Annotated in this window: 22 protein-coding genes, 1 tRNA gene and 1 other RNA gene; 20 read left to right on the top strand and 4 right to left on the bottom strand. The window is 34.7% G+C overall.

What is annotated here, in order from left to right; all coding sequences use genetic code 11:
• Both tldD and ACGH47_RS01025 read left to right on the top strand, forming a co-directional pair.
• Positions 1 to 1,461, top strand: coding sequence for a metalloprotease TldD (gene tldD / locus ACGH47_RS01030; protein ID WP_411622425.1), 1,461 nt, complete (start codon positions 1 to 3; stop codon positions 1,459 to 1,461).
• Between the two features lie 26 nt (positions 1,462 to 1,487).
• Positions 1,488 to 2,192 carry a DedA family protein gene (locus ACGH47_RS01025; RefSeq protein ID WP_267349689.1) on the top strand — a complete coding sequence of 235 codons (705 nt, stop codon included), beginning with the start codon at positions 1,488 to 1,490 and terminating at the stop codon, positions 2,190 to 2,192.
• On the opposite strand, the gene rnpB is transcribed toward ACGH47_RS01025, so the two are convergent.
• An RNA gene (gene rnpB, locus ACGH47_RS01020) (RNase P RNA component class A) lies at positions 2,187 to 2,575 on the bottom strand. The two genes, ACGH47_RS01025 and rnpB, sit on opposite strands and share 6 nt — an antisense overlap.
• A gap of 356 nt (positions 2,576 to 2,931) precedes the next feature.
• Positions 2,932 to 3,273: a helix-turn-helix domain-containing protein gene (locus tag ACGH47_RS01015; protein ID WP_411590973.1), complete on the bottom strand. Its 342-nt coding sequence runs from the start codon at positions 3,271 to 3,273 to the stop codon at positions 2,932 to 2,934.
• Between the two features lie 177 nt (positions 3,274 to 3,450).
• On the opposite strand from ACGH47_RS01015, the gene ACGH47_RS01010 reads away from it, so the two are divergent.
• From ACGH47_RS01010 to ACGH47_RS00990, 5 genes are all read left to right on the top strand, one after another.
• Complete coding sequence (locus tag ACGH47_RS01010) at positions 3,451 to 3,807, top strand: DNA-binding protein (protein ID WP_065558735.1); 357 nt, start codon at positions 3,451 to 3,453, stop codon at positions 3,805 to 3,807.
• A gap of 63 nt (positions 3,808 to 3,870) precedes the next feature.
• Entirely contained in the window at positions 3,871 to 4,833 is a 963-nt protein-coding gene (gene proQ, locus ACGH47_RS01005) for an RNA chaperone ProQ (RefSeq protein WP_267380782.1), read from the top strand.
• Between the two features lie 9 nt (positions 4,834 to 4,842).
• Positions 4,843 to 6,933 carry a carboxy terminal-processing peptidase gene (gene prc / locus ACGH47_RS01000; protein WP_267349685.1) on the top strand — a complete coding sequence of 697 codons (2,091 nt, stop codon included), beginning with the start codon at positions 4,843 to 4,845 and terminating at the stop codon, positions 6,931 to 6,933.
• Positions 6,934 to 6,958: 25 nt separating this feature from the next.
• Positions 6,959 to 7,048 carry a YnhF family membrane protein gene (locus ACGH47_RS00995; RefSeq protein ID WP_143425968.1) on the top strand — a complete coding sequence of 30 codons (90 nt, stop codon included), beginning with the start codon at positions 6,959 to 6,961 and terminating at the stop codon, positions 7,046 to 7,048.
• Between the two features lie 71 nt (positions 7,049 to 7,119).
• Positions 7,120 to 7,207, top strand: a tRNA-Ser gene (locus ACGH47_RS00990).
• A gap of 96 nt (positions 7,208 to 7,303) precedes the next feature.
• Here the strand turns inward: ACGH47_RS00990 and ACGH47_RS00985 are convergent.
• Positions 7,304 to 7,585, bottom strand: coding sequence for a hypothetical protein (locus ACGH47_RS00985; RefSeq protein ID WP_267359487.1), 282 nt, complete (start codon positions 7,583 to 7,585; stop codon positions 7,304 to 7,306).
• Between the two features lie 521 nt (positions 7,586 to 8,106).
• On the bottom strand, positions 8,107 to 8,802 hold the full coding sequence (locus ACGH47_RS00980) for an XRE family transcriptional regulator (RefSeq protein WP_065558733.1): 696 nt from the start codon (positions 8,800 to 8,802) through the stop codon (positions 8,107 to 8,109).
• A 287-nt stretch (positions 8,803 to 9,089) separates the two neighbouring features.
• Here ACGH47_RS00980 and ACGH47_RS00975 point away from each other — a divergent pair, with 287 nt between their 5' ends.
• The 13 genes from ACGH47_RS00975 to ACGH47_RS00915 all read left to right on the top strand — a co-directional run bounded on the left by ACGH47_RS00975 (position 9,090) and on the right by ACGH47_RS00915 (position 18,552).
• Complete coding sequence (locus tag ACGH47_RS00975) at positions 9,090 to 9,626, top strand: antiterminator Q family protein (protein ID WP_267369569.1); 537 nt, start codon at positions 9,090 to 9,092, stop codon at positions 9,624 to 9,626.
• A gap of 368 nt (positions 9,627 to 9,994) precedes the next feature.
• Positions 9,995 to 10,321 carry a phage holin family protein gene (locus tag ACGH47_RS00970; protein WP_218837354.1) on the top strand — a complete coding sequence of 109 codons (327 nt, stop codon included), beginning with the start codon at positions 9,995 to 9,997 and terminating at the stop codon, positions 10,319 to 10,321.
• An 11-nt stretch (positions 10,322 to 10,332) separates the two neighbouring features.
• Positions 10,333 to 10,773, top strand: coding sequence for a D-Ala-D-Ala carboxypeptidase family metallohydrolase (locus ACGH47_RS00965; protein WP_411590077.1), 441 nt, complete (start codon positions 10,333 to 10,335; stop codon positions 10,771 to 10,773).
• Positions 10,770 to 11,249 (top strand): lysis system i-spanin subunit Rz, encoded by a 480-nt coding sequence (locus tag ACGH47_RS00960; RefSeq protein ID WP_411622424.1) that lies wholly within the window; start codon positions 10,770 to 10,772, stop codon positions 11,247 to 11,249. Before ACGH47_RS00965 ends, ACGH47_RS00960 begins: the two co-directional genes overlap by 4 nt.
• A 151-nt stretch (positions 11,250 to 11,400) precedes the next feature.
• Positions 11,401 to 11,808: a phage tail terminator-like protein gene (locus tag ACGH47_RS00955; RefSeq protein ID WP_081299199.1), complete on the top strand. Its 408-nt coding sequence runs from the start codon at positions 11,401 to 11,403 to the stop codon at positions 11,806 to 11,808.
• Between the two features lie 24 nt (positions 11,809 to 11,832).
• The gene (locus ACGH47_RS00950; protein WP_267361141.1) at positions 11,833 to 12,489 is read left to right on the top strand and encodes a phage tail protein; all 657 of its coding nucleotides are present in this window, start codon (positions 11,833 to 11,835) and stop codon (positions 12,487 to 12,489) included.
• 16 nt (positions 12,490 to 12,505) lie between these two features.
• Positions 12,506 to 12,820, top strand: a complete 315-nt coding sequence (locus tag ACGH47_RS00945) for a phage tail assembly chaperone (RefSeq protein ID WP_267350661.1) — start codon at positions 12,506 to 12,508, stop codon at positions 12,818 to 12,820.
• Complete coding sequence (locus tag ACGH47_RS00940) at positions 12,817 to 13,122, top strand: DUF1799 domain-containing protein (RefSeq protein WP_081299198.1); 306 nt, start codon at positions 12,817 to 12,819, stop codon at positions 13,120 to 13,122. The genes ACGH47_RS00945 and ACGH47_RS00940 overlap by 4 nt, the downstream gene beginning before the upstream one ends.
• 35 nt (positions 13,123 to 13,157) lie before the next feature.
• Entirely contained in the window at positions 13,158 to 15,758 is a 2,601-nt protein-coding gene (locus ACGH47_RS00935) for a phage tail tape measure protein (protein WP_411622423.1), read from the top strand.
• Between the two features lie 339 nt (positions 15,759 to 16,097).
• The gene (locus ACGH47_RS00930) at positions 16,098 to 16,439 is read left to right on the top strand and encodes a phage tail protein (protein WP_411590070.1); all 342 of its coding nucleotides are present in this window, start codon (positions 16,098 to 16,100) and stop codon (positions 16,437 to 16,439) included.
• A 62-nt stretch (positions 16,440 to 16,501) separates the two neighbouring features.
• Positions 16,502 to 17,236: a phage minor tail protein L gene (locus ACGH47_RS00925; RefSeq protein ID WP_411622421.1), complete on the top strand. Its 735-nt coding sequence runs from the start codon at positions 16,502 to 16,504 to the stop codon at positions 17,234 to 17,236.
• 1 nt (position 17,237) lies between these two features.
• Positions 17,238 to 17,960 (top strand): C40 family peptidase, encoded by a 723-nt coding sequence (locus tag ACGH47_RS00920; RefSeq protein WP_411622420.1) that lies wholly within the window; start codon positions 17,238 to 17,240, stop codon positions 17,958 to 17,960.
• Positions 17,950 to 18,552 (top strand): tail assembly protein, encoded by a 603-nt coding sequence (locus ACGH47_RS00915; RefSeq protein WP_267350655.1) that lies wholly within the window; start codon positions 17,950 to 17,952, stop codon positions 18,550 to 18,552. Before ACGH47_RS00920 ends, ACGH47_RS00915 begins: the two co-directional genes overlap by 11 nt.
• The last annotated feature ends 4 nt before the right edge of the window (positions 18,553 to 18,556 follow it).

Below are 18,556 nucleotides of genomic sequence, written 5' to 3'. Positions count from 1 at the left end.
ATGATTGTAACTGAAGTAAGTGAACGACTACTTTGTCCAAATAACCTAAATCATTCAGATATTATGCGTTTATTGGATATGTTAGGTTCAAGAAAAATTGATTATGGCGATTTGTACTTTTTATCGGGCTTTTATGAAAGTTGGGCAATCGAAGATGGTATTATCAAAAATGCTTCTTATCATCGTGATCAAGGTGTGGGGGTTAGAGCTATCATTGGCGAAAAAACAGGGTTTGCCTATACCGATCAACTTGCTTTAAATCGCTTAGAGCAGAGTGTTTTGGCAGCAAATTCCATTACAACTTTACAAACGCCAATTAAAATTACTCCCCTTAAAACATTGGAAAATAGCTTAAGATATCCGTCAATTAATCCAATTAATGGCTTTTATCAAGATCAAAAGATAGCCTTATTAAGGCAAGTCGATCAGTTAGCACGTGCGCTTGATTCACGAGTTACAGAAGTCTCGGCGAGTTTGACTGGCAGTTATGAAGATATCCTTATTGCGGCTACTGATGGGACTTATTGTGCCGATATCAGACCATTAGTCAGATTATCCGTTTCTGTTCTTGTCGAGCAAGATGGCAAGCGTGAACGTGGTAGTAGTGGCGGTGGTGGTCGTTTTGGTTATGACTACTTTTTAACTATTCACCCTAAAACAGGGGAAAGCATTGCCGATAGCTACACACATGAAGCCGTACGCCAAGCATTAGTTTCACTATCTGCTAAACCAGCACCAGCAGGAACAATGCCAGTTGTTCTTGGCGCAGGTTGGCCAGGTGTCTTATTACATGAAGCGGTGGGGCATGGCTTAGAAGGTGACTTTAATCGTAAAAATAGCTCTGTATTTTCAGGAAAAATAGGTGAAAAAGTCACTTCAGAACTTTGTACTATAGTGGATGACGGTACAATGGAAAATCGACGCGGTTCACTTTCGATTGATGACGAAGGAACGCCAAGTCAAAAAACAGTACTGATAGAAAATGGCATTTTAAAAGGCTATATGTTTGATAAACTCAATGCAAAATTGATGAATACTCAATCTACAGGTAATGGACGCCGTGAAAGCTATGATTGTCTTCCGATGCCTCGAATGACGAATACCTATATGTTATCAGGCAAGTCAACGTTCGATGAAATTATCAGTAGTGTTGATTATGGTTTATATGCACCAAATTTTGCTGGCGGTCAAGTTGATATAACCTCTGGTAAATTTGTTTTCTCCACATCAGAAGCATATTTAATCGAAAAAGGCAAAATAACGACGCCGGTAAAAGGGGCAACATTAATTGGTTCAGGTATCGAAACCATGCAACAAATATCAATGGTCGGGAATAATCTTGAATTAGATTCTGGTGTGGGTGCCTGTGGTAAAGCAGGGCAGAGTGTACCGGTAGGTGTTGGGCAACCAACTTTGAAAGTGAATAATTTAACTGTAGGTGGTACTATTAATCACCAATAACTTAGATGAATAGGATTTTAAAATAGATGGAAACAATCATTACTCTTTATCAAGCTTTTATTAATATGGATGTTGCAACACTATCAAATCCAAATGTCTTATGGACATTATATGGTATGTTATTTGTCATCATATTGTTAGAAAATGGCGTCTTACCGGCAGCTTTTTTACCGGGTGACAGCTTGCTCTTTTTAACTGGTGTGCTAATTAGTCTTGATGTTTTCCATTTCGGGTTAATCAATGTCATCTTAATTGCAGCAGCAGCCCTGGGAACTTGGTTAGGTTATTTACAAGGGCTTTGGCTTGGTAATACCAAAATTGTAAAAGGTTGGATGGAACACCTGCCTGAAAAATATCACCGTAAATCCGAAGTTTTATTCCATAAATATGGATTACAAGCGTTGTTTATCGGTCGATTTATTGCTTTTGTACGAACATTATTACCGATGATGGCTGGATTATCCAATCTACATAGTAGAAAATTTCATATTTATAATTGGATTAGTGCAACGTTATGGATTTTCTTGATTGTGACTTTAGGTTATCTATTCGGTTTGTCGCCGATTTTTAAAACCTATGAGAAGCAGATCATGTCACTTTTAATGTTAATTCCTGTATTGTTATTGCTTTTAGGTTTGATCTTCTCTATTTGGCTGGCGTTAAAACGTTGGTTAAACAAAAAGAAACAAGTGCATGTCGCTGAAATTGAGAATCAAAAAGAAGAAAATTGAAATTAACCGATAAGCCGGGTTCTGTCGTGGACAATCATTCCTCTAGGCTAATACTCACGCATTAGCTCAAGCAGTCTACCCGGATTCAACGCGGGCCGCGCCAATGAATCCCTATTTGACCTTGCTCCGAGTGGAGTTTACCGTGCCACAACTGTTACCAGTTGCGCGGTGCGCTCTTACCGCACCCTTTCACCCTTACCTGATCTTAACTATAAGCCATCGGCGGTATACTTTCTGTTGCACTAGTCGTAAATATTAGCTCGCGCCAAAATTCCCCAGGCGTTACCTGGCACTCTGCCCTATGGAGCCCGGACTTTCCTCCCCTCTGTTTGTCTCCTCTTTTACAAGGACTACAACAAAGCAGCGATTGTCTGGTTAATTTCGCAGATTAGTATAGCGTAAAGTATCATTTTGTCTAGCACAGCATCATGATTTTAGCATCACTAATAAGAATATCTGTTTAAAAGAATGGTTTTTAAACTCAATTAAACTATTTTTTATCTCTAGTTTTACTAAATTAAAAATAATGATGCAACTTGCGAAGTCACAATAAAAGATTGAGTAATCATATACTCCCTAATTCATTCACTAATTAAACTAAAAAACTATTTTTAAACAAAATAAGAAGTCACTTAAAATTAATATAGTTTAATAATTTAATTTTGTTGAAAATATCAGTCAATACATAAAATTTAGAAACAAATGAACTTAATCTTTATATATTTCATTGAAATATTTCTTAAGTTTCCTGATTATTTTTATTTATTTTTTCTATCATTTCTTCAATCATTTCTTGATTTAAACCGGATGATTCAAAATTTAATTTCTTTTCATAAACAACACGCTTAATTGGCTGATTTGTTTTTGCATCAATATAACGACTAGGCCAAATTTCGGCCGGATCTAAATCAAGGGCTTTAGCAATGATAAATTCCCCTTTTGTCCATGGTCGAACAAGCGCATTACCAAGAGTTGACGAACTAAAACCCGATCGGCGTGATAATTCAGATAGTGTTGTCCCTTTCTTTTTTAGTGCAGCTATAATATCAGCGTGATGCCAATCGCTGAATTTTATTTCCATTTTTTGTTCCCTCTTAGTTTATAACTTATTTTATCTATGCTATGCTCTAAAATTACTGAAACGAGTAATTTCATTATTCAAGTTAATTTGCAATAATAACTCGTTTCTTATTTAGTATAACAAGATTTCTTTAATTTCTGTATTTTTTTCTGGTTATTTAAAATTAGGATGGTTAAAATGAAAGAATGGTTCTCATCTAAAGAGCTGTCAAGCATTGCAGGGATGCCTACAACAATACAAGGTATTAATCGAAAAGCAAGAGCTGAAAAATGGACTGCACGTAAACGTTCAGGTGTTCGAGGTAAAGCTGTCGAATATCATATTGGAAGTTTACCGTCAGATGTCAAAAAAGCATTATATATTGAGGAAGAGAGTGCAAGCTATGTAATTTCACCCATTGAACCTCTTCAACTTTGGATGACTGCTTTTGAACAATTGACACCCGATGAGCAATCGATTGTCTCTTCATGGCTAATGCGAAATGGTATAAAAGATTTCATCAGTTTCATCAATAAACAAAATAAAGAAGATTAGTGTTATTAATTTAGCTGATATATACTTTAGCGCTTATAAAATTTAGTTATTACGGAAAAGTAAATGGGAAAACAATTTCAATTAACAACAAATGACGAAATTATTGCTTATTTAGTTAAGCAATTTCCAGATTCTTTTGCGTTCGGGAGTAATGTCAAACCTTTAAAAAAGGGCATTGTTCACGACATTATTTCCCGATTAAATGAAAACCCTAAATTAAGCTTAGCTAAACTCAATGATGCGTTAGATTTCTACATGAATAGTCAGCATTATTTAGAAAGTATAAAAATTGGGGTTTATCGGATCGATTTAGACGGTAATCCCCATGAAATCATAACTCAGGAACAGATGGATCTTGCTAAGCAACAACTAATAGAAAGTAAAGAAAAAACGATAGAATCCTTTAAGGAACAACCCAAAGTAAACAATAACGCAATTCATTCACAACCCAACAGTTTAATTATTACGGCAGAACAGATGGAAAAACAGTTTCAATTGACAAATAGTAAAGAAATTATTGTATATTTAGCCCAACAATTTCCTAATTGTTTTACTATTGAGGGCGAAGCAAAACCCTTGAAAATCGGCATATTTCAGGACATACTTTCACGTCTTGATGGAAACCAAGAATTAAGCAAAACGAAACTACGTGTTGCCTTACGTGTTTATACCAATAATTGGCGTTACTTATATAGTATAAAAGTTGGCTCGCATCGTGTTGATTTAGATGGTAATCTCAATGAAGTCATTACCCAAGAACAGATGGATTATGCACAACAACAGCTTAAAGAGAGCAAAAGTAAAGCTAAAGAGCACTTTAAAAAACAAAACAAATCGAAACCTAAAAGAGCTTATACTCCACCTAAAAAAAATAGAGTTTTAAAAATTGGTGATTTTGTTAAGGTTACGATGGGCAATAAACCATTAAAAGTGCAGATCATTGATATTGAAAAAGAACATATCAAAGTGAAGGTTGGTTCAGGTATGCAACTAACAGTTAAACCAGAGCACATAATTAATCAATAGAGAATGGCAATGAGTAATTTATTTAAAGGTATAAGAAAATCGTTACTTGTTCTTTGTGTTATTAGTCCAAGTATCGTTTGCCAAGCAGTTCAGACTAATTCGTCAGTTACAGAACAATTACCTACGCTTAAACAAGATCAAATTCATCAAATTGTGGCAAATAGGGTAACTAACTATTTTACTCAAGCCCATTACCGTAATTTTGATTTAGATGGGGCATTTTCAGCCAAAATCTTTGACCGCTATTTTAAACTATTAGATGGCAATAAATCTTTTTTTATTCAGCGTGATATTGATAGCTTTAGAGATAAACAAGCGTCGTTAGGTCAAGAGCTGTTAGATGGCGATTTGAAAATGGCCTATGACATTTATAATCTTTCTATTCAAAAAAGATATAACCGATTTCAATATGCTTTAAAAGTTTTACAACGCCCTATGGATTTTTCAACTAATGAAAATATTGATTTTAAAAGAGAAGATATTTCATGGGCAAGCACCGAAGAAGAGCTTGATAATTATTGGGATAAACGAGTCAAATATGATGAGTTAAGTCTCTCATTATCCGGTAAAAATGAGAAAGAGATACGTGAAGTTTTAACTAAACGTTACAATCGTGTGTTAAAAACATTGTTACAATCCAAAACTGAAGATGCGTTCCAAGTGTTTATGAATGCATTTGCACGCGAAATTGATCCTCATACCAGCTATTTGGCGCCACGAAAGAAACGAGACTTCGATGCTGAGATGAATTTATCAATGGAAGGTATTGGAGCCACTTTAAGTCAAAAAGATGATTACACCGAGATTATGTCTTTTGTAACGGGTGGACCGGCTGAAAAAAGTAAACAACTAACCATTGGTGATAAAATTATTGGTGTCGGACAAGGTAATTCAGCCATTGAAGATGTTATTGGCTGGCGTCTCGATGATGTTGTTGAAAAAATTCGTGGGCGAAAAGGAACTGTTGTCCGACTCGAAATTTTACCGGCAGGCAATAGTAGCAAACCTAAAATTGTTGAACTAACACGTGATAAAATTCATTTTGAAGACAGGGAAGCTAAACTAAAAATTATCGACAATCAACGAGGGAAGGTTGGTGTTATCGAAATTCCGAGTTTTTATATAGGATTAACTCAAAAAGTCAATTCACTATTAACGCAAGCTAATCAAGATAATCTGCAAGGGCTTGTTATCGACTTACGCGATAATGGCGGTGGTTCTTTAGCAGAAGTTATTGCATTAACTGGGCTATTTATTGATACAGGGCCTGTGGTTCAAGTGCGTGACAATTTACAAAAAATCAATGTTTATGATGATAAAAATGAAAGTATCAAATATTCAGGGCCAATCGTGGTGATGATAAATCGCTACAGTGCCTCTGCTTCTGAAATTTTTTCTGCCGCAATGCAAGACTATGGTCGAGCGTTGATTGTTGGAGAAACGACTTATGGTAAAGGTACGGTGCAAACCTCACGAAATATAGCTTATCCGGTAGATGCAAGATTACATCCGGATTGGCCTGAATTAGGCGGTGTGCAATATACTGTTCAAAAATTTTATCGAATCAATGGTGGGAGTACGCAACTTAAAGGGGTTGATCCTGACATTGATATGATCAATGAAAAATATGTTGACGAAACCGGTGAAAGATATTTAGATAATGCTTTGCCATGGGATAAAATACCTTCAGCGCAATATTCAAAAGTTGCAAATATCGCACCTTTATTTTCAGAACTTAAAGCCAACCATTTAGCTCGAATTGCCAAAAATCCTGAGTTTATCTACATTCAAGATGATATTAAACGGTTCAATGATAAAAAGGATAGTCGTTATATTGTTTCTTTAAATAAACAATATCGTGAAGATGAACAAAAGAGCGATGATGACCGAGATTTGAAACGCATGAATGAGCGTTTGAGTCGTGCTGGTTTGGCTCCAATTGCGAAATTAGAAGACTTACCAAAAGATTATAAACGACCCGATGCTTATTTAGATGAAGCTGTTGAAATACTGCTTGATTTTGCGCCTAAATATTCCAAAATTGCGAAAGAACAAGTAAACAGTGATGTCATTCCATTAAACATTTCGGTTGATCAATAAAATAATTAAAATTGGAGATAAAAATATGTGTTCAAATTTAAAATATGCATTATTTAGTACAGTTGCCATACTCAGTTTAATTGCTGCATTTGGTGTGATTGTTTGTATGAATTAAAAATACTTGAAAAATTGTTTTGTGACGATTATAGTATGCGCCTGCTTTTGAAAAGCAGGCTTTATAATTTAGGTGAGGTGTCCGAGTGGTTGAAGGAGCACGCCTGGAAAGTGTGTATACGGCAACGTATCAAGGGTTCGAATCCCTTCCTCACCGCCATCTCTTCCCGATTTTTGCTGGACTTTACGTTTAAAACAGCGTTATCCAACATTTTAGTTTTTAGGATATTGATTATAAAGTATCAATTTTTATTATCTATACGTTACTAAATTGTGCTTTTGATTCTTCTCTTGCTTGAGAATAGCAAATATCCGAAACGAACTGATCATAAATCTCAGCATCAACTGCGTGATTATCAAGTTTCAGTTTAATTAATTCTAGAAGTTGCCAGTCATTCTCATTGCTAAAGTTTTTTATAAGTTCGCTAGCCCGTTTATCGATCCACTCATCTCTTGCATCTTGTTTTTCAATTCTATCAAGCATTTTGCAAAAATTAGCTTCATAGGCGTTTTCAACTAATCGGTGTAATTGATGCATCACGTACCTCGTTGCTGTTTATCTATTCCAACTAAAAAAGCAATAATCCAAACAAGATTAAAATAAAAATACCAAATAATGAAAATTTGATCTCGGTATTCGTTAATTGATAATCAGGATGAAAACGATCTTTTATTTTCATCTTAACAAAATCTCTATTCGTCATATTAACCTCTAAAAAAGCCCCGATTTCGGGGCAAAAGGGTGTAGAATATTACTGTCTTTCCAGTTGTCAGATATTCAATAAATTGGTTTACACAAACTTGTATTGAATATCTCATCAAAACCGCAGTATGTTCGTAAGCCCCTGCTAGCTACTTGAATCTTGTTACCCCATTAGTAACTCGTGGTATTGCTAACTTTATGGTAAGTTGATTAGTTTTGATAACCATAATGATAATATAAGTTATCAAAAAAGTCAATAACAAAAGTAATAAAAATGAGGTTACGATAAAAAATTAAAATGTTAGGGCATAATGGTAGGAACATAAACCGCCGAAGCGGTAAATGTTATGTGTCGATCAATCCAATATCGATGATTGCCACCAGACTCTTCCTAGAATGGTGATATCATCCAAAGAAACAGTTTCATCATCATAATCTGAATTGTAACTTCGGATTTTGACTTGATTACCAGGCAATCTTTCCAATATTTTTATTCTTAATAACCCGTCATGATTAATTGCGTATATTTTTCCATCTCGAATATTAGTGTCTGCTTGATTGATACCGACAGTTGACCCGTCTCTAAAAACAGGTTCCATACTATCTCCATAAACAGTTAAACATACGGCACAGTCTTTATCAATTCCATATTTTCGCATTGTTGACCGTGATAATCGCAGTTTGTATCCGTTATAATCTTCAATATCATCAGCAAATCCGTTACCTGCAGAAAGCCTAACATCTTTGTAAAATGGCACTTCAACTTCATCCTCATCAAGTGGTGTTTTACTATCCCATTCATCGATAGCACCTAACATTGTTGCATTGGCACTATTTTTAGTTAATTTCGCTTTGCCAATGCCTTTTGTCAGCCACAATAAATCAACATTTAACGCGTTGGCTATTTCAACAATTTTTCTTGATGTATTGGATTTTCCTGACAGTAATTTTTGAATGGCGGGCTGACTAATTTTAACCTTTTCAGCTAATTGATGTTGAGACATACCAGATTGTTTCAATGCTGAATTTAATCTTTCTGTAAATGTCGTCATTTTTTTATCCCATTGTAATGAAGTACTTTATTGTATAACTCAAGTTATCATTATTCAAATAACATTGGTTATTGATTTTTATGATAACTATTGTTATTATTAATAATAATAGTTATTTGAAAGGAATTTTTCAAGAATATCTTTGTCATGATCAGTGCTAATAGAGATATAAAAAATAACTTTAATACTGAAAGAGAGATAAAACATGAATGAAAACATGTTGATAATTAATTCTTTTACTAGTTATTAATTTAACGTTAATAAAATGAAACTACTTGAGGTGAATAATGCTAGCAAAACAAATCAATGTTGAACAATATCAAAACCCGACACAATGGCTTAATAAAGTGAGTTTGAATGCTGATTATGATATCACTCAAGTATTAACCCGTTGGGGTAATTGGGCTCGAAAAGAAGCCTATCAACAACGCAAAGTATTTAGTCTATATCAATCCCAAAAAAAGGAATATAAACAGGTCTGTTTAGATAAAGACGGGTTAATAATAGATGGCATTATTTCGACGATGAAAAACAGTAAAATTACGAAAATAAAAGAAGAAGCAAAAGTCTTAATTAAATTCTATTATGGAGACGAAATGATCGTGGATGATCATCTTTATATCGAACCAAGCAAAACACAAATATCGTCGACATTAATTATCAAACCTAAAAATTTACGTGAAATAGCGCAGGATTTGGCCTGTAGTGAAGGCAATATCCGAAAAATAAAAAGTAGTGGGGAAAGTTACATTATTGGTGCATTATCGATGCAAACGATGTTAACCGGCACTGAACTGGAGTTATTGCAACATTTAGTGTTTTAAAAAAAGTGGGACAGTTAATCTTGACAACGTACGCCAATAAGTATATAATTATCTCAAAATCAAGAATTGTTACTTAAGCCCGCTAAGCGGGCTTTTTTATTGCCTTTAATTTGCAATTTATTATTTAACATCCTGTTTATTCATATAAAATAATCAAAATAAAATAAAATAAAATAAAATAAAATAAATAAACTTCTTTAATATAACTCTCTTTTATTCAACCGCTTCATTGCGGTTTTTTTATGTCTACGATTTAACTATCAGTTATCACAATTCAACGGGTTCGCAGAGCAATCACAGAAAATAATTTATACATAAGTGCTGCGTAACCCTTTCTTATTTTTAACTGCCTCAGCAGGAGGCTCACGATGAAGATGAAACCTATGCCAATCAAAGAGCCTGACCATATCAATTGGTATGTTGTCGTTTATTTGTTTTTTGTCACATTACTGGGGTCATTAGCCAGTTATTGCTATCACATTATTAATGGGAATAAGTTTAATCTGATGATTTTAATTGCTCAGATATTTATTTCTACTTTTGCCGGCGCGCTGGTGGTGTTGGCAGCCAGTTATTTTAACTGGCAGTTTGAGCTGGCCGGCGGTGTTGCCGGTTTAGCGGGGTGGTCGGGCGCAACCTTAATTAAAGCGCTTGAAGAACAATTAATAAAAAAAACACGTGGACATGATGATTAAAAGGAAAACTAATGAAACTGACTGAACATTTTAAACTGGATGAGTTTACCTACTCATTGACGGCCAGTCGATTAAAAATTGACAATTCCGTACCGGCAGCACTGATGCCCAATATCCAATTAACAGCAATAAAACTTGAACTGGTCAGAAAAGCCCTTGAGCACCCCATCATCATTACTTCCGGTTACCGTTGTCCGGCATTAAATGCGCGGGTAGGCGGGGTGGCAAGTAGTGCACACACTCAAGGTTTGGCGGTTGACTTCCGTTCGCCATTTGGCACACCGAAACAAATCTGTCAACGATTGATAGATGCAGGAGTCGTGTTTGATAAGCTTATTCAGGAGCATAATCAATGGGTTCATATCGGATTCAGTCCCACTCATAATCGCCAAATAGTGCTGACCGCCGTCAAAAATGGTGGTAAAACCGTGTATTTAAACGGATTAGCATGATGAATAAATTAACATTGCTGATTAAGTTATTACCGTATGGTGGCATTGTAATAACCGGTTTAGCGCTTTATTTTGCGTATCACTGTTGGCAAGGTGAACAACTGGCAATGGCTAAAACGGTGGCGTTAGAAGCGCAATTTAACGCGTATAAACAAGGTAACAGTGCCATTAAATTAATTGAGTCAAATATTCTTGAGACAATAAAAGATGAACAGGTTAAAACAGATAGTTTACGTGATGATGTGGATAATGGTCTTGTCGAGTTGCGCATCAAAGTCGCCACCCTTGAACGAAATAGTGCCGCCACCGGCGATATTGCTGACAAAGCCTTACGACTTGCAAAATCTTCTCAACAAGATTATTACCGTCTTACCCACGCAATCAGCTATAACCAAGCCCTAATTGAAGGATGGCAACAATACTACTGTCAGGTCATTGCACCTCAAAATAACACACTGTTTATGTGTAATAGATAATTTTTTTATCAGGTGTAAATAGCTTTTTCTAATCGAATTTATTGAATAAATTTAAAAAACTCTTCCTTAATTTCTGAGGTTTTTATGAAATTTATAAGCAAACAATAATTAACAAGATCTATTTTTAAAATGTCGCTAAGGAGATGATAATTTGATTTCAACAATCTCAGCATTGCTTGAATCTCACCTTGATATTATTGCAAAAAAACTAAACTTACCTGTTTTCGATGAAAATAGTGAAATTCTTTCTCATTCCGATATTTATCTCAGAACTTATATTTTACCAGAAGTAACAACAAGCGTTGATTCAGAAGGAAAATTGAAGGTTTATCGAGGTGTTTATCAAATTTCTGTTGTCGCACCTATCAATAGCGGTAAGTTACGTTCTCAACAAATATCTGATGAAATTATTCAGCATTTTCCACTCAATTTAGAGTTAACAAGTCATAACTTTTCACTTTATGTAAATTCTATACCAAGTGTTTATCCAGCAAAAATGGATAATGCTTGTTATACACTTCCGATCAGCTTTAACTATCGTGCTGATTCTATATTTTAAATAAAATTTAAGGAGATATATATTATGGGTTTTGCTTTACCTAATGGTTCACGTGTGTATGTGCAAAAATCACACAACGAAGTAACTAACTTTAATTCAATTTCTAATGCTAAAGAAGCGGTGGTCACGTTAAATTCAGGGCATGGACTAGTGGTCGGGGACGAAGTCATGCTCACTTCATCATGGACTAAATTGAATAATATTGTCGCAAAAATTTCTCACGTAAATAACAATGAAGTGACTTTGGGTAATATTAATACTAGTAATACAACGGTATTCCCGGCAGGAGAAGGACAAGGAACTATTACCAAAATAACGGAATGGGAACAACTACCTCAAATTAAAGAGGTTGCTACTGAAGGTGGTGAACAGCAATTTATTCAAATTCAGTTCCTTGATGATGATGCAGAACGTCAATTACCGACTATCAAATCAGCGAAAAGTAAAAGTTTTACCATTGCTCATGACAGCTCATTACCTATCTACACATTGTTACAGCAGTTGGATTTAACCAATAATGTTGTTGCAATGAAAATGTATGTTCCTAAAGCTAAAGAAACACGTTATGACTCTGTCCGTATTGCTTTTGATCCGACGCCAACAACAGCCATTAATGATATTGAAACTGTAAAAGTAAGTGCGACAGTTGAGTCACCAGCAATTACTTTCTATAAAGATTAATTAGGACATTTTAATCATGGCAAAATTTAAACTTATTGCAGATCCGACATTTAGATGTGAAGTTTCCATTCCGCGTCCTGGATTGGACGATGGTCAAATTAGCTTTGATTTCAAACATTATTCAGTTGATAAACTGACCGTGTTTGAGACCGAGCTTAAGGATAAACCTATCATTGAATTTATGATAAAAATTGTATCTGGTTGGAATTTGGATGAAGAGTTTAATCAAGAAAATTTAAATATCTTATTAAATAACTATCCTGCTGCTTGGCAAGCAATAACTAATACTTATTATAAAGAGATGTTGGGACAACGAGAAAAAAACTCATAGAGCTTGCCACTGCACTTTATTCATCAACGCCTTCAAAAGCTGAACTTGATTCTTTTGGGCTATCGGAAGTCGATTATGAAGATGAGTATATAGAAATATGGTCAGATAACTGGGATGCTTTCCAGTTATTCCAAGCCATGTCAACGCAGTGGAGAACAAGCATGAGTGGTATTTTAGGTCTTGACTATAATTGCTTGCCTTGGGTAATGCAAATGCTTGATATTAAAGGAAACCAAAAAATTTTTAATGATATTCGGTTAATGGAAAGTCAGGCCTTAACAATCATACACAAATCAAAATAACCGACGAAAGTCGGTTTATTTAATATGGGTAATCTATGTCAAAAACAACTACATTATCATTAAAAGTTGAAACAGGTAATCTTGATAAAGAGATTAAAAGAATTAACGAGTTAGATGTAAAGCTTAAAACCACTGATAAAAGTTTGAGAACACTAAATACATCTAAACTAATGCATAACAATATTAGTAAACGTCAATTGGAATCTTTATATAACCAAATTGGTGTCTATAATAAGTTATTAGGAATCATTCATCCGATCAACAAAGCATTGGATAATCTGCTTTATGTGCAACAACAATTATCTGACAATAATGGAAATGGATTTATTGATGCTCATGCTTTTCAAGTTTTTAATTCAATAATTGAAAGCTCTAAGTATCAATTAATTGGGATAATTGAATCGCAAGAAACATTTGCCAATACAAGTGAAAAAATGAGTGCGGCATTAAGTCAGATTTCAAATCAAATGAAACAGATGTCCGCACAAGCGAATGTAAAGAAAAATCCATTAATGACACTGGCGGAACATGGAATAGAAATTGGTGAATTGTTCGGTCCTGTTGGGAAAGCTATTGGTACGATAGTTGAAGTGGGTGCCGTCGTCGGTAAGGATTTGTTTGACTATTTTGATAATGCTGTATCTGCCACTGATAGTTTAAGAGAATCCCAAGAAAAATTGTATAGTATTGTTAAACTAAATAAAGATGGAACAGTTTCATTTACTGATGAATTGAAGGAGCTAGCAAATATAAATCCCAAATTTGCGACGGCATTTATTCAGACTTCAAAAAGACTTTCAGAAAAATCAATTGCGTCTTCAAAAGGTGTGTTTGAAGAAATTTTAAAAGAATCAAAGATTAAATTTAACAGAATAACTAATGACTTGGACTATATTCAAAAACATCCAAATGGAATTGAAGTACCTGAAAAAATTGATAATATTTGGGAGAGTAAAGAACAATATAGAAAGGCTAATCAAAAGGTGTATGATGATATCTTTAGTTCTTTTAAATCAAGCACTGAGCAACTTGCTAAAACCTGGAATATAACTAATGAAGAAGCTAAGCTTTTTGTAAATAAATTGTTAGAAATTAAAAATGCCTCAAATTCATTCGAGTTTGAAGCAAAATTAAATGATCTTGGAGCTTATTTTGGAGACATTTCATCAATAGCTGGTAAAGGAAATGATAATTTAGATAATTTTATAATAAAATTTAAAGAAATTATTACCAAAGTCAGCAATTCAACAAAAATACTGAAGTCATCAAATGATTTAACTGGCAACCCTCAAGGCGATAAAGGCAATAGAAATAAAATAAATACTTTATTTTCTTCAAAAAATAGTGCGCCGTCATTATTAAAAACTAGTCAACGAGATGAAAAAAATCTTCAAATTCAACTAGAATCATTAAAAGAACAGAATGCAACGATCGGTGCGATAACGGCAGAACGTAAAAAATACTTTGATTTGCAAGCTCAGATTAACATCTTGGAACAAGAAAACAATAAAAGTAGACTAACCGCAGAAGAACGTTATTTACTAGCCAATAAAGCGTCGTTACTTACTCAATATGAAAAAAATGCGGCAATTTCTGAAGAAATCAATGGTCGAATCAAAGTCCAACAGATTTTACAAAATATTACTCACAATTCTACTCAATTACAAAATGAGATTGCAGATAAAAAAGCGACCTTTGGAATGACATCATCTCAATCGTCAAGGTATCAAAGTCGAATTAATTTAGAAAGAAATAAGGAACAAGATTTAGATCCAAGTAATAATCTAAGTCAAGAAAACATCATCACTATAACTCAAAACTACCTTGAGGCAGCTCAACTTTTAGAAGAAAGTTTTGTGCAAGAAGATTTACAAAAAGGAGATTGGATAGCTGGTTTAACAACCGGTTTGAAAGAATTTGCTGAAACATCTCAAGATGTTTTTAGTGTTGCTAAAGATTTTGCGCAAAATTCAATTGGATCTATGTCTCAAATGATGACAACACTTGTCACAACAGGCAAAGCAAACTTTCAAGAGTTTGCAAAAACTATCTTAGTTAATCTGATTGAAATTATTAATAAATTGATTTTAGCACAGATTATTCAATCTGCTTTAACGAGTTTTGGTGGTGGAGGAAAAGCGACCGGAGGTCTTCAACAAGCTTATACAGGGGGTGAAATTCTTGGATATGCTTCGGGTGGAAATGTGGGATATGCATTGGAACCGGGCGGTTTTACCGGACGAGGTAATAAGTACCAACCAGCAGGAATTGTTCATAAAGGCGAGTTTGTTTTTACAAAAGAGGCAACTAAACGATTAGGTGTAGACTATCTTTATAGTCTGATGAATGATTCTCATAAAGGATATGATAGCGGTGGTTATGTTCATACCTCTATTTCGGCTCCGATAGCATTAGCCCAACGCACAACTCCTTCTTCAAATGCAATCACTGTTAATCCCAATATTGTATTAAATATGTCTTCAGAAAATAGTACTTCTACTCATGGCAATAATACCGATCCAAAACAAGTTCAATCTCAAGTAGATGCAGTTATTAGACGGCAAATGAATGAGATGTTTAAAAAATCAGTTTCACCAGGAGGAGAGTTATACAACGTCATGTATGCGATGAAGTAATGATATTAACCATTTAGATTCTTATTAAAATCTCTAAATGGCATAATTTTAATACTTATTCGAATATTAAAACACAATAACAACTCATTTTTAGTCATCCCTATTTCTTGGAATATCATCGTATTTTAGTCGTCTATAGCGCGTAAATGGATTCAGTTCAACAAAATTAAGTTAATTTCTTATTGCAAAAAAAACATAAAGTTAGAATTGATCACATTAATAAATATCCGTTCTCACGCTTATGTCAAAAAATTGTATTGTTAATTACTCAATTTTGATGTTTTTAATTCAACTAAATTACCTAGACATATTCAAAACCAAATTTTGTTTGAGGAGTATATGAAAGTAGATAAATTTAAATGGAAAACAATGCATTCCCCCAATGGAGGGGAAAAAATGAGTATCACAGAAGTAAAATTTAACGATGGATATTCGCAAATTTGGAGTTCTGGAATCAATAAATCAGGTGAAACATGGGATTTGTCCTATACGGGTCATTGTAACGAATTGGCTGAAATCCGTCAGTTTCTTAACAGCCATATTATTCATTCCTTTCAGTGGGTTAACCCTTGGGGAGAAGAAAGATTATATCGTGTTCAAAACGAATCAATCAAATCTGAATTTATCTCTTCGAATGTGGTAAAGCTAAGTTTTACTTTTGTCCAATCTTATGCACCTTAATTATTCAAATGTAGACCTCAAAAAATTTTCTTAATTAAGTTTTGGGGATTGATGGAGAGAACATGTCAATAACACAAGATTTACAAGCCATTGAAGGCAATGAGCTGATACAACTTATTGAAGTTGATTGTACAAAATTTGGGCTTGATGAGGTTTTGCGATTTCATTCTCATAATATCTCTGCTGAAGGGTGGGCTTCCTTTGCTGTTGGAAATTTACCTTCTATAAAATGGCAAGGTAAAGAATATTTACCGTATCCGTATGAATTAAGCGATCTTGAATTAAGTAGTACGGGTGCACAACCTACCCCTAAATTGTCAATCGGTAATATTGACGGAAGAGTGACTAGATTGTGTATAGATTATGATGATTTAGTTCAAGCGAGAGTAAAAATTCATACCACAATGGCAAAATACCTTGATTCAGACAACTGGTTAGCAGGTAATGCCACAGCCGATCCAACTCAAGAAAGAGTTCAATTATTTTTTATTAATAATAAACGCGAAGAAACGAAAGCTATTGTTGAATTTGAACTTTGTTCGCCATTTGATATTCAAAATTTACAATTGCCTACCAGGCAAATCACAACAATATGTACTTGGTGTATGCGTGGATGGTACCGCTCAGGTACAGGCTGTGATTATGCTGGAAATAAGTTTTTCACCAAAGACGGAATTGCCGTCGATGATCCGGCAAAAGATGTATGTGGAGGACTATTAAAAGATTGTAAAGCCCGACATGGTAATAAACCTCTTCCGTTTGGTGGTTTTCCAGCGGCTAATCTTCAAGGTAAGTAATATGCGACAAAAATTACTAGATTCAATCAAAAAGCATGTGGATAGCGAATACCCAAATGAAGCTTGTGGATTCATTATTGATACGGGAAAAAAACAGATCTATCTACCTTGTAAAAACATTTCAGATAATCCAAAAGAGCATTTTTTAATATCACCAGAAGAACAGTTAGCTGCAGAAAAACAAGGTGAAATTATCATGATTATTCATTCTCATCCTGATGTTACGTCACTTGTTCCGTCAGAGTTTGACCGTATTCAATGTGATTATACAGGTATTGAATGGGGAATAATGTCTGCTCCTGATGGTGACTTTTGCACAATATCACCACGAATAAATCGAGATTATACAGGGCGGCAGTGGTTGCTTGGTCACGCTGATTGTTGGTCATTAATAATGAATTATTATGATCGTGAATATGGGATTAAATTAAACAATTATTCAGTGCCACGAGAATGGTGGGATAGTGGCAAAGAGCATCTTTATGATGATAATTGGCAAGCAGAAGGATTTGTTGAAGTCGGTCTGAATGATATGAAAGTCGGAGACATGATTATGATGCGCATTGGTTCGCAAGTCACAAATCATGCTGCTATTTATGTGGGTGATAATCTTATTTTACACCACCTGTACGGTCAATTATCTACACGTACACCTTACGGTAAATATTTTAGAGACAGAACTGTTCGCATTGTGCGGCATAAGGAGTTATTGAATGCTCAGTAAGTTAACATTGAAAGGTGCAATGGCAAGGCAATTTGGAAAAAAGCATACGTATGACGTAAACAATATCCGGGAATTGCTACGCGCACTTTGTGTGACAATAAAAGGGTTTGAAAAATATATGAGTACGGCTCATTTAAAAGGCATTAAGTTTGCCTTTTTTGTGGATGGAAAAAATATTGGAATTGATGAGTTTGATATTAATGTTAATGGCAAAAATTATGTGATTATGCCGATAGCTCAAGGTGCAAAAAGTGGTGGTTTATTACAAGTTGTGATCGGAGCCGTTGCTTTAATTGGTGCTTTCTTTACTGGTGGTGCCTCTTTAACACTATTGGGTGCTGAAATTACTGCATCTTCAGTTTTAGCTAGTATTGGTTTGAGCATGGCATTAGGTGGCATTGTGCAATTACTTACCCCTCAGCCTAAATTTAACGCAGGCGGGGCATCAAACACTGAAAATAAACCTAACTATGGTTTTGGAGCGCCCGTTAATACCAATGCGGTAGGCTATCCTGTTCCTGTTTTATTAGGTAACCGTGAAATTGGTGGCGCAGTGATTAACGCGGGTATTTATTCAGAAGATCAACAATAGGTGG

Origin of the sequence: Gilliamella sp. CG16, from assembly GCF_046635785.1 — a bacterium.
In the GTDB taxonomy this organism is placed as follows: Bacteria; Pseudomonadota; Gammaproteobacteria; order Enterobacterales; family Orbaceae; genus Gilliamella; species Gilliamella apicola_I.
The sequence above is the reverse complement of the archived record's forward strand: the minus strand, read 5'-3'. Positions and strand labels throughout refer to the sequence as shown.

Bases quoted from the DNA above. Each gene is read 5' to 3' on its own strand.
- ACGH47_RS01010 (WP_065558735.1), top strand. From the start codon at position 3,451: ATGAAAGAATGGTTCTCATCTAAAGAGCTGTCAAGCATTGCAGGGATG.
- ACGH47_RS00985 (WP_267359487.1), bottom strand. From the start codon at position 7,585: ATGCATCAATTACACCGATTAGTTGAAAACGCCTATGAAGCTAATTTT.
- ACGH47_RS00915 (WP_267350655.1), top strand. From the start codon at position 17,950: ATGCTCAGTAAGTTAACATTGAAAGGTGCAATGGCAAGGCAATTTGGA.
- tldD (WP_411622425.1), top strand. From the start codon at position 1: ATGATTGTAACTGAAGTAAGTGAACGACTACTTTGTCCAAATAACCTA.
- ACGH47_RS01025 (WP_267349689.1), top strand. From the start codon at position 1,488: ATGGAAACAATCATTACTCTTTATCAAGCTTTTATTAATATGGATGTT.
- ACGH47_RS01015 (WP_411590973.1), bottom strand. From the start codon at position 3,273: ATGGAAATAAAATTCAGCGATTGGCATCACGCTGATATTATAGCTGCA.
- ACGH47_RS00925 (WP_411622421.1), top strand. From the start codon at position 16,502: ATGTCAATAACACAAGATTTACAAGCCATTGAAGGCAATGAGCTGATA.
- ACGH47_RS00920 (WP_411622420.1), top strand. From the start codon at position 17,238: ATGCGACAAAAATTACTAGATTCAATCAAAAAGCATGTGGATAGCGAA.
- ACGH47_RS00970 (WP_218837354.1), top strand. From the start codon at position 9,995: ATGAAGATGAAACCTATGCCAATCAAAGAGCCTGACCATATCAATTGG.
- ACGH47_RS00995 (WP_143425968.1), top strand. From the start codon at position 6,959: ATGTGTTCAAATTTAAAATATGCATTATTTAGTACAGTTGCCATACTC.
- ACGH47_RS00965 (WP_411590077.1), top strand. From the start codon at position 10,333: ATGAAACTGACTGAACATTTTAAACTGGATGAGTTTACCTACTCATTG.
- ACGH47_RS00975 (WP_267369569.1), top strand. From the start codon at position 9,090: ATGCTAGCAAAACAAATCAATGTTGAACAATATCAAAACCCGACACAA.
- ACGH47_RS00980 (WP_065558733.1), bottom strand. From the start codon at position 8,802: ATGACGACATTTACAGAAAGATTAAATTCAGCATTGAAACAATCTGGT.
- ACGH47_RS00950 (WP_267361141.1), top strand. From the start codon at position 11,833: ATGGGTTTTGCTTTACCTAATGGTTCACGTGTGTATGTGCAAAAATCA.
- ACGH47_RS00960 (WP_411622424.1), top strand. From the start codon at position 10,770: ATGATGAATAAATTAACATTGCTGATTAAGTTATTACCGTATGGTGGC.
- prc (WP_267349685.1), top strand. From the start codon at position 4,843: ATGAGTAATTTATTTAAAGGTATAAGAAAATCGTTACTTGTTCTTTGT.
- proQ (WP_267380782.1), top strand. From the start codon at position 3,871: ATGGGAAAACAATTTCAATTAACAACAAATGACGAAATTATTGCTTAT.
- ACGH47_RS00930 (WP_411590070.1), top strand. From the start codon at position 16,098: ATGAAAGTAGATAAATTTAAATGGAAAACAATGCATTCCCCCAATGGA.
- ACGH47_RS00935 (WP_411622423.1), top strand. From the start codon at position 13,158: ATGTCAAAAACAACTACATTATCATTAAAAGTTGAAACAGGTAATCTT.
- ACGH47_RS00945 (WP_267350661.1), top strand. From the start codon at position 12,506: ATGGCAAAATTTAAACTTATTGCAGATCCGACATTTAGATGTGAAGTT.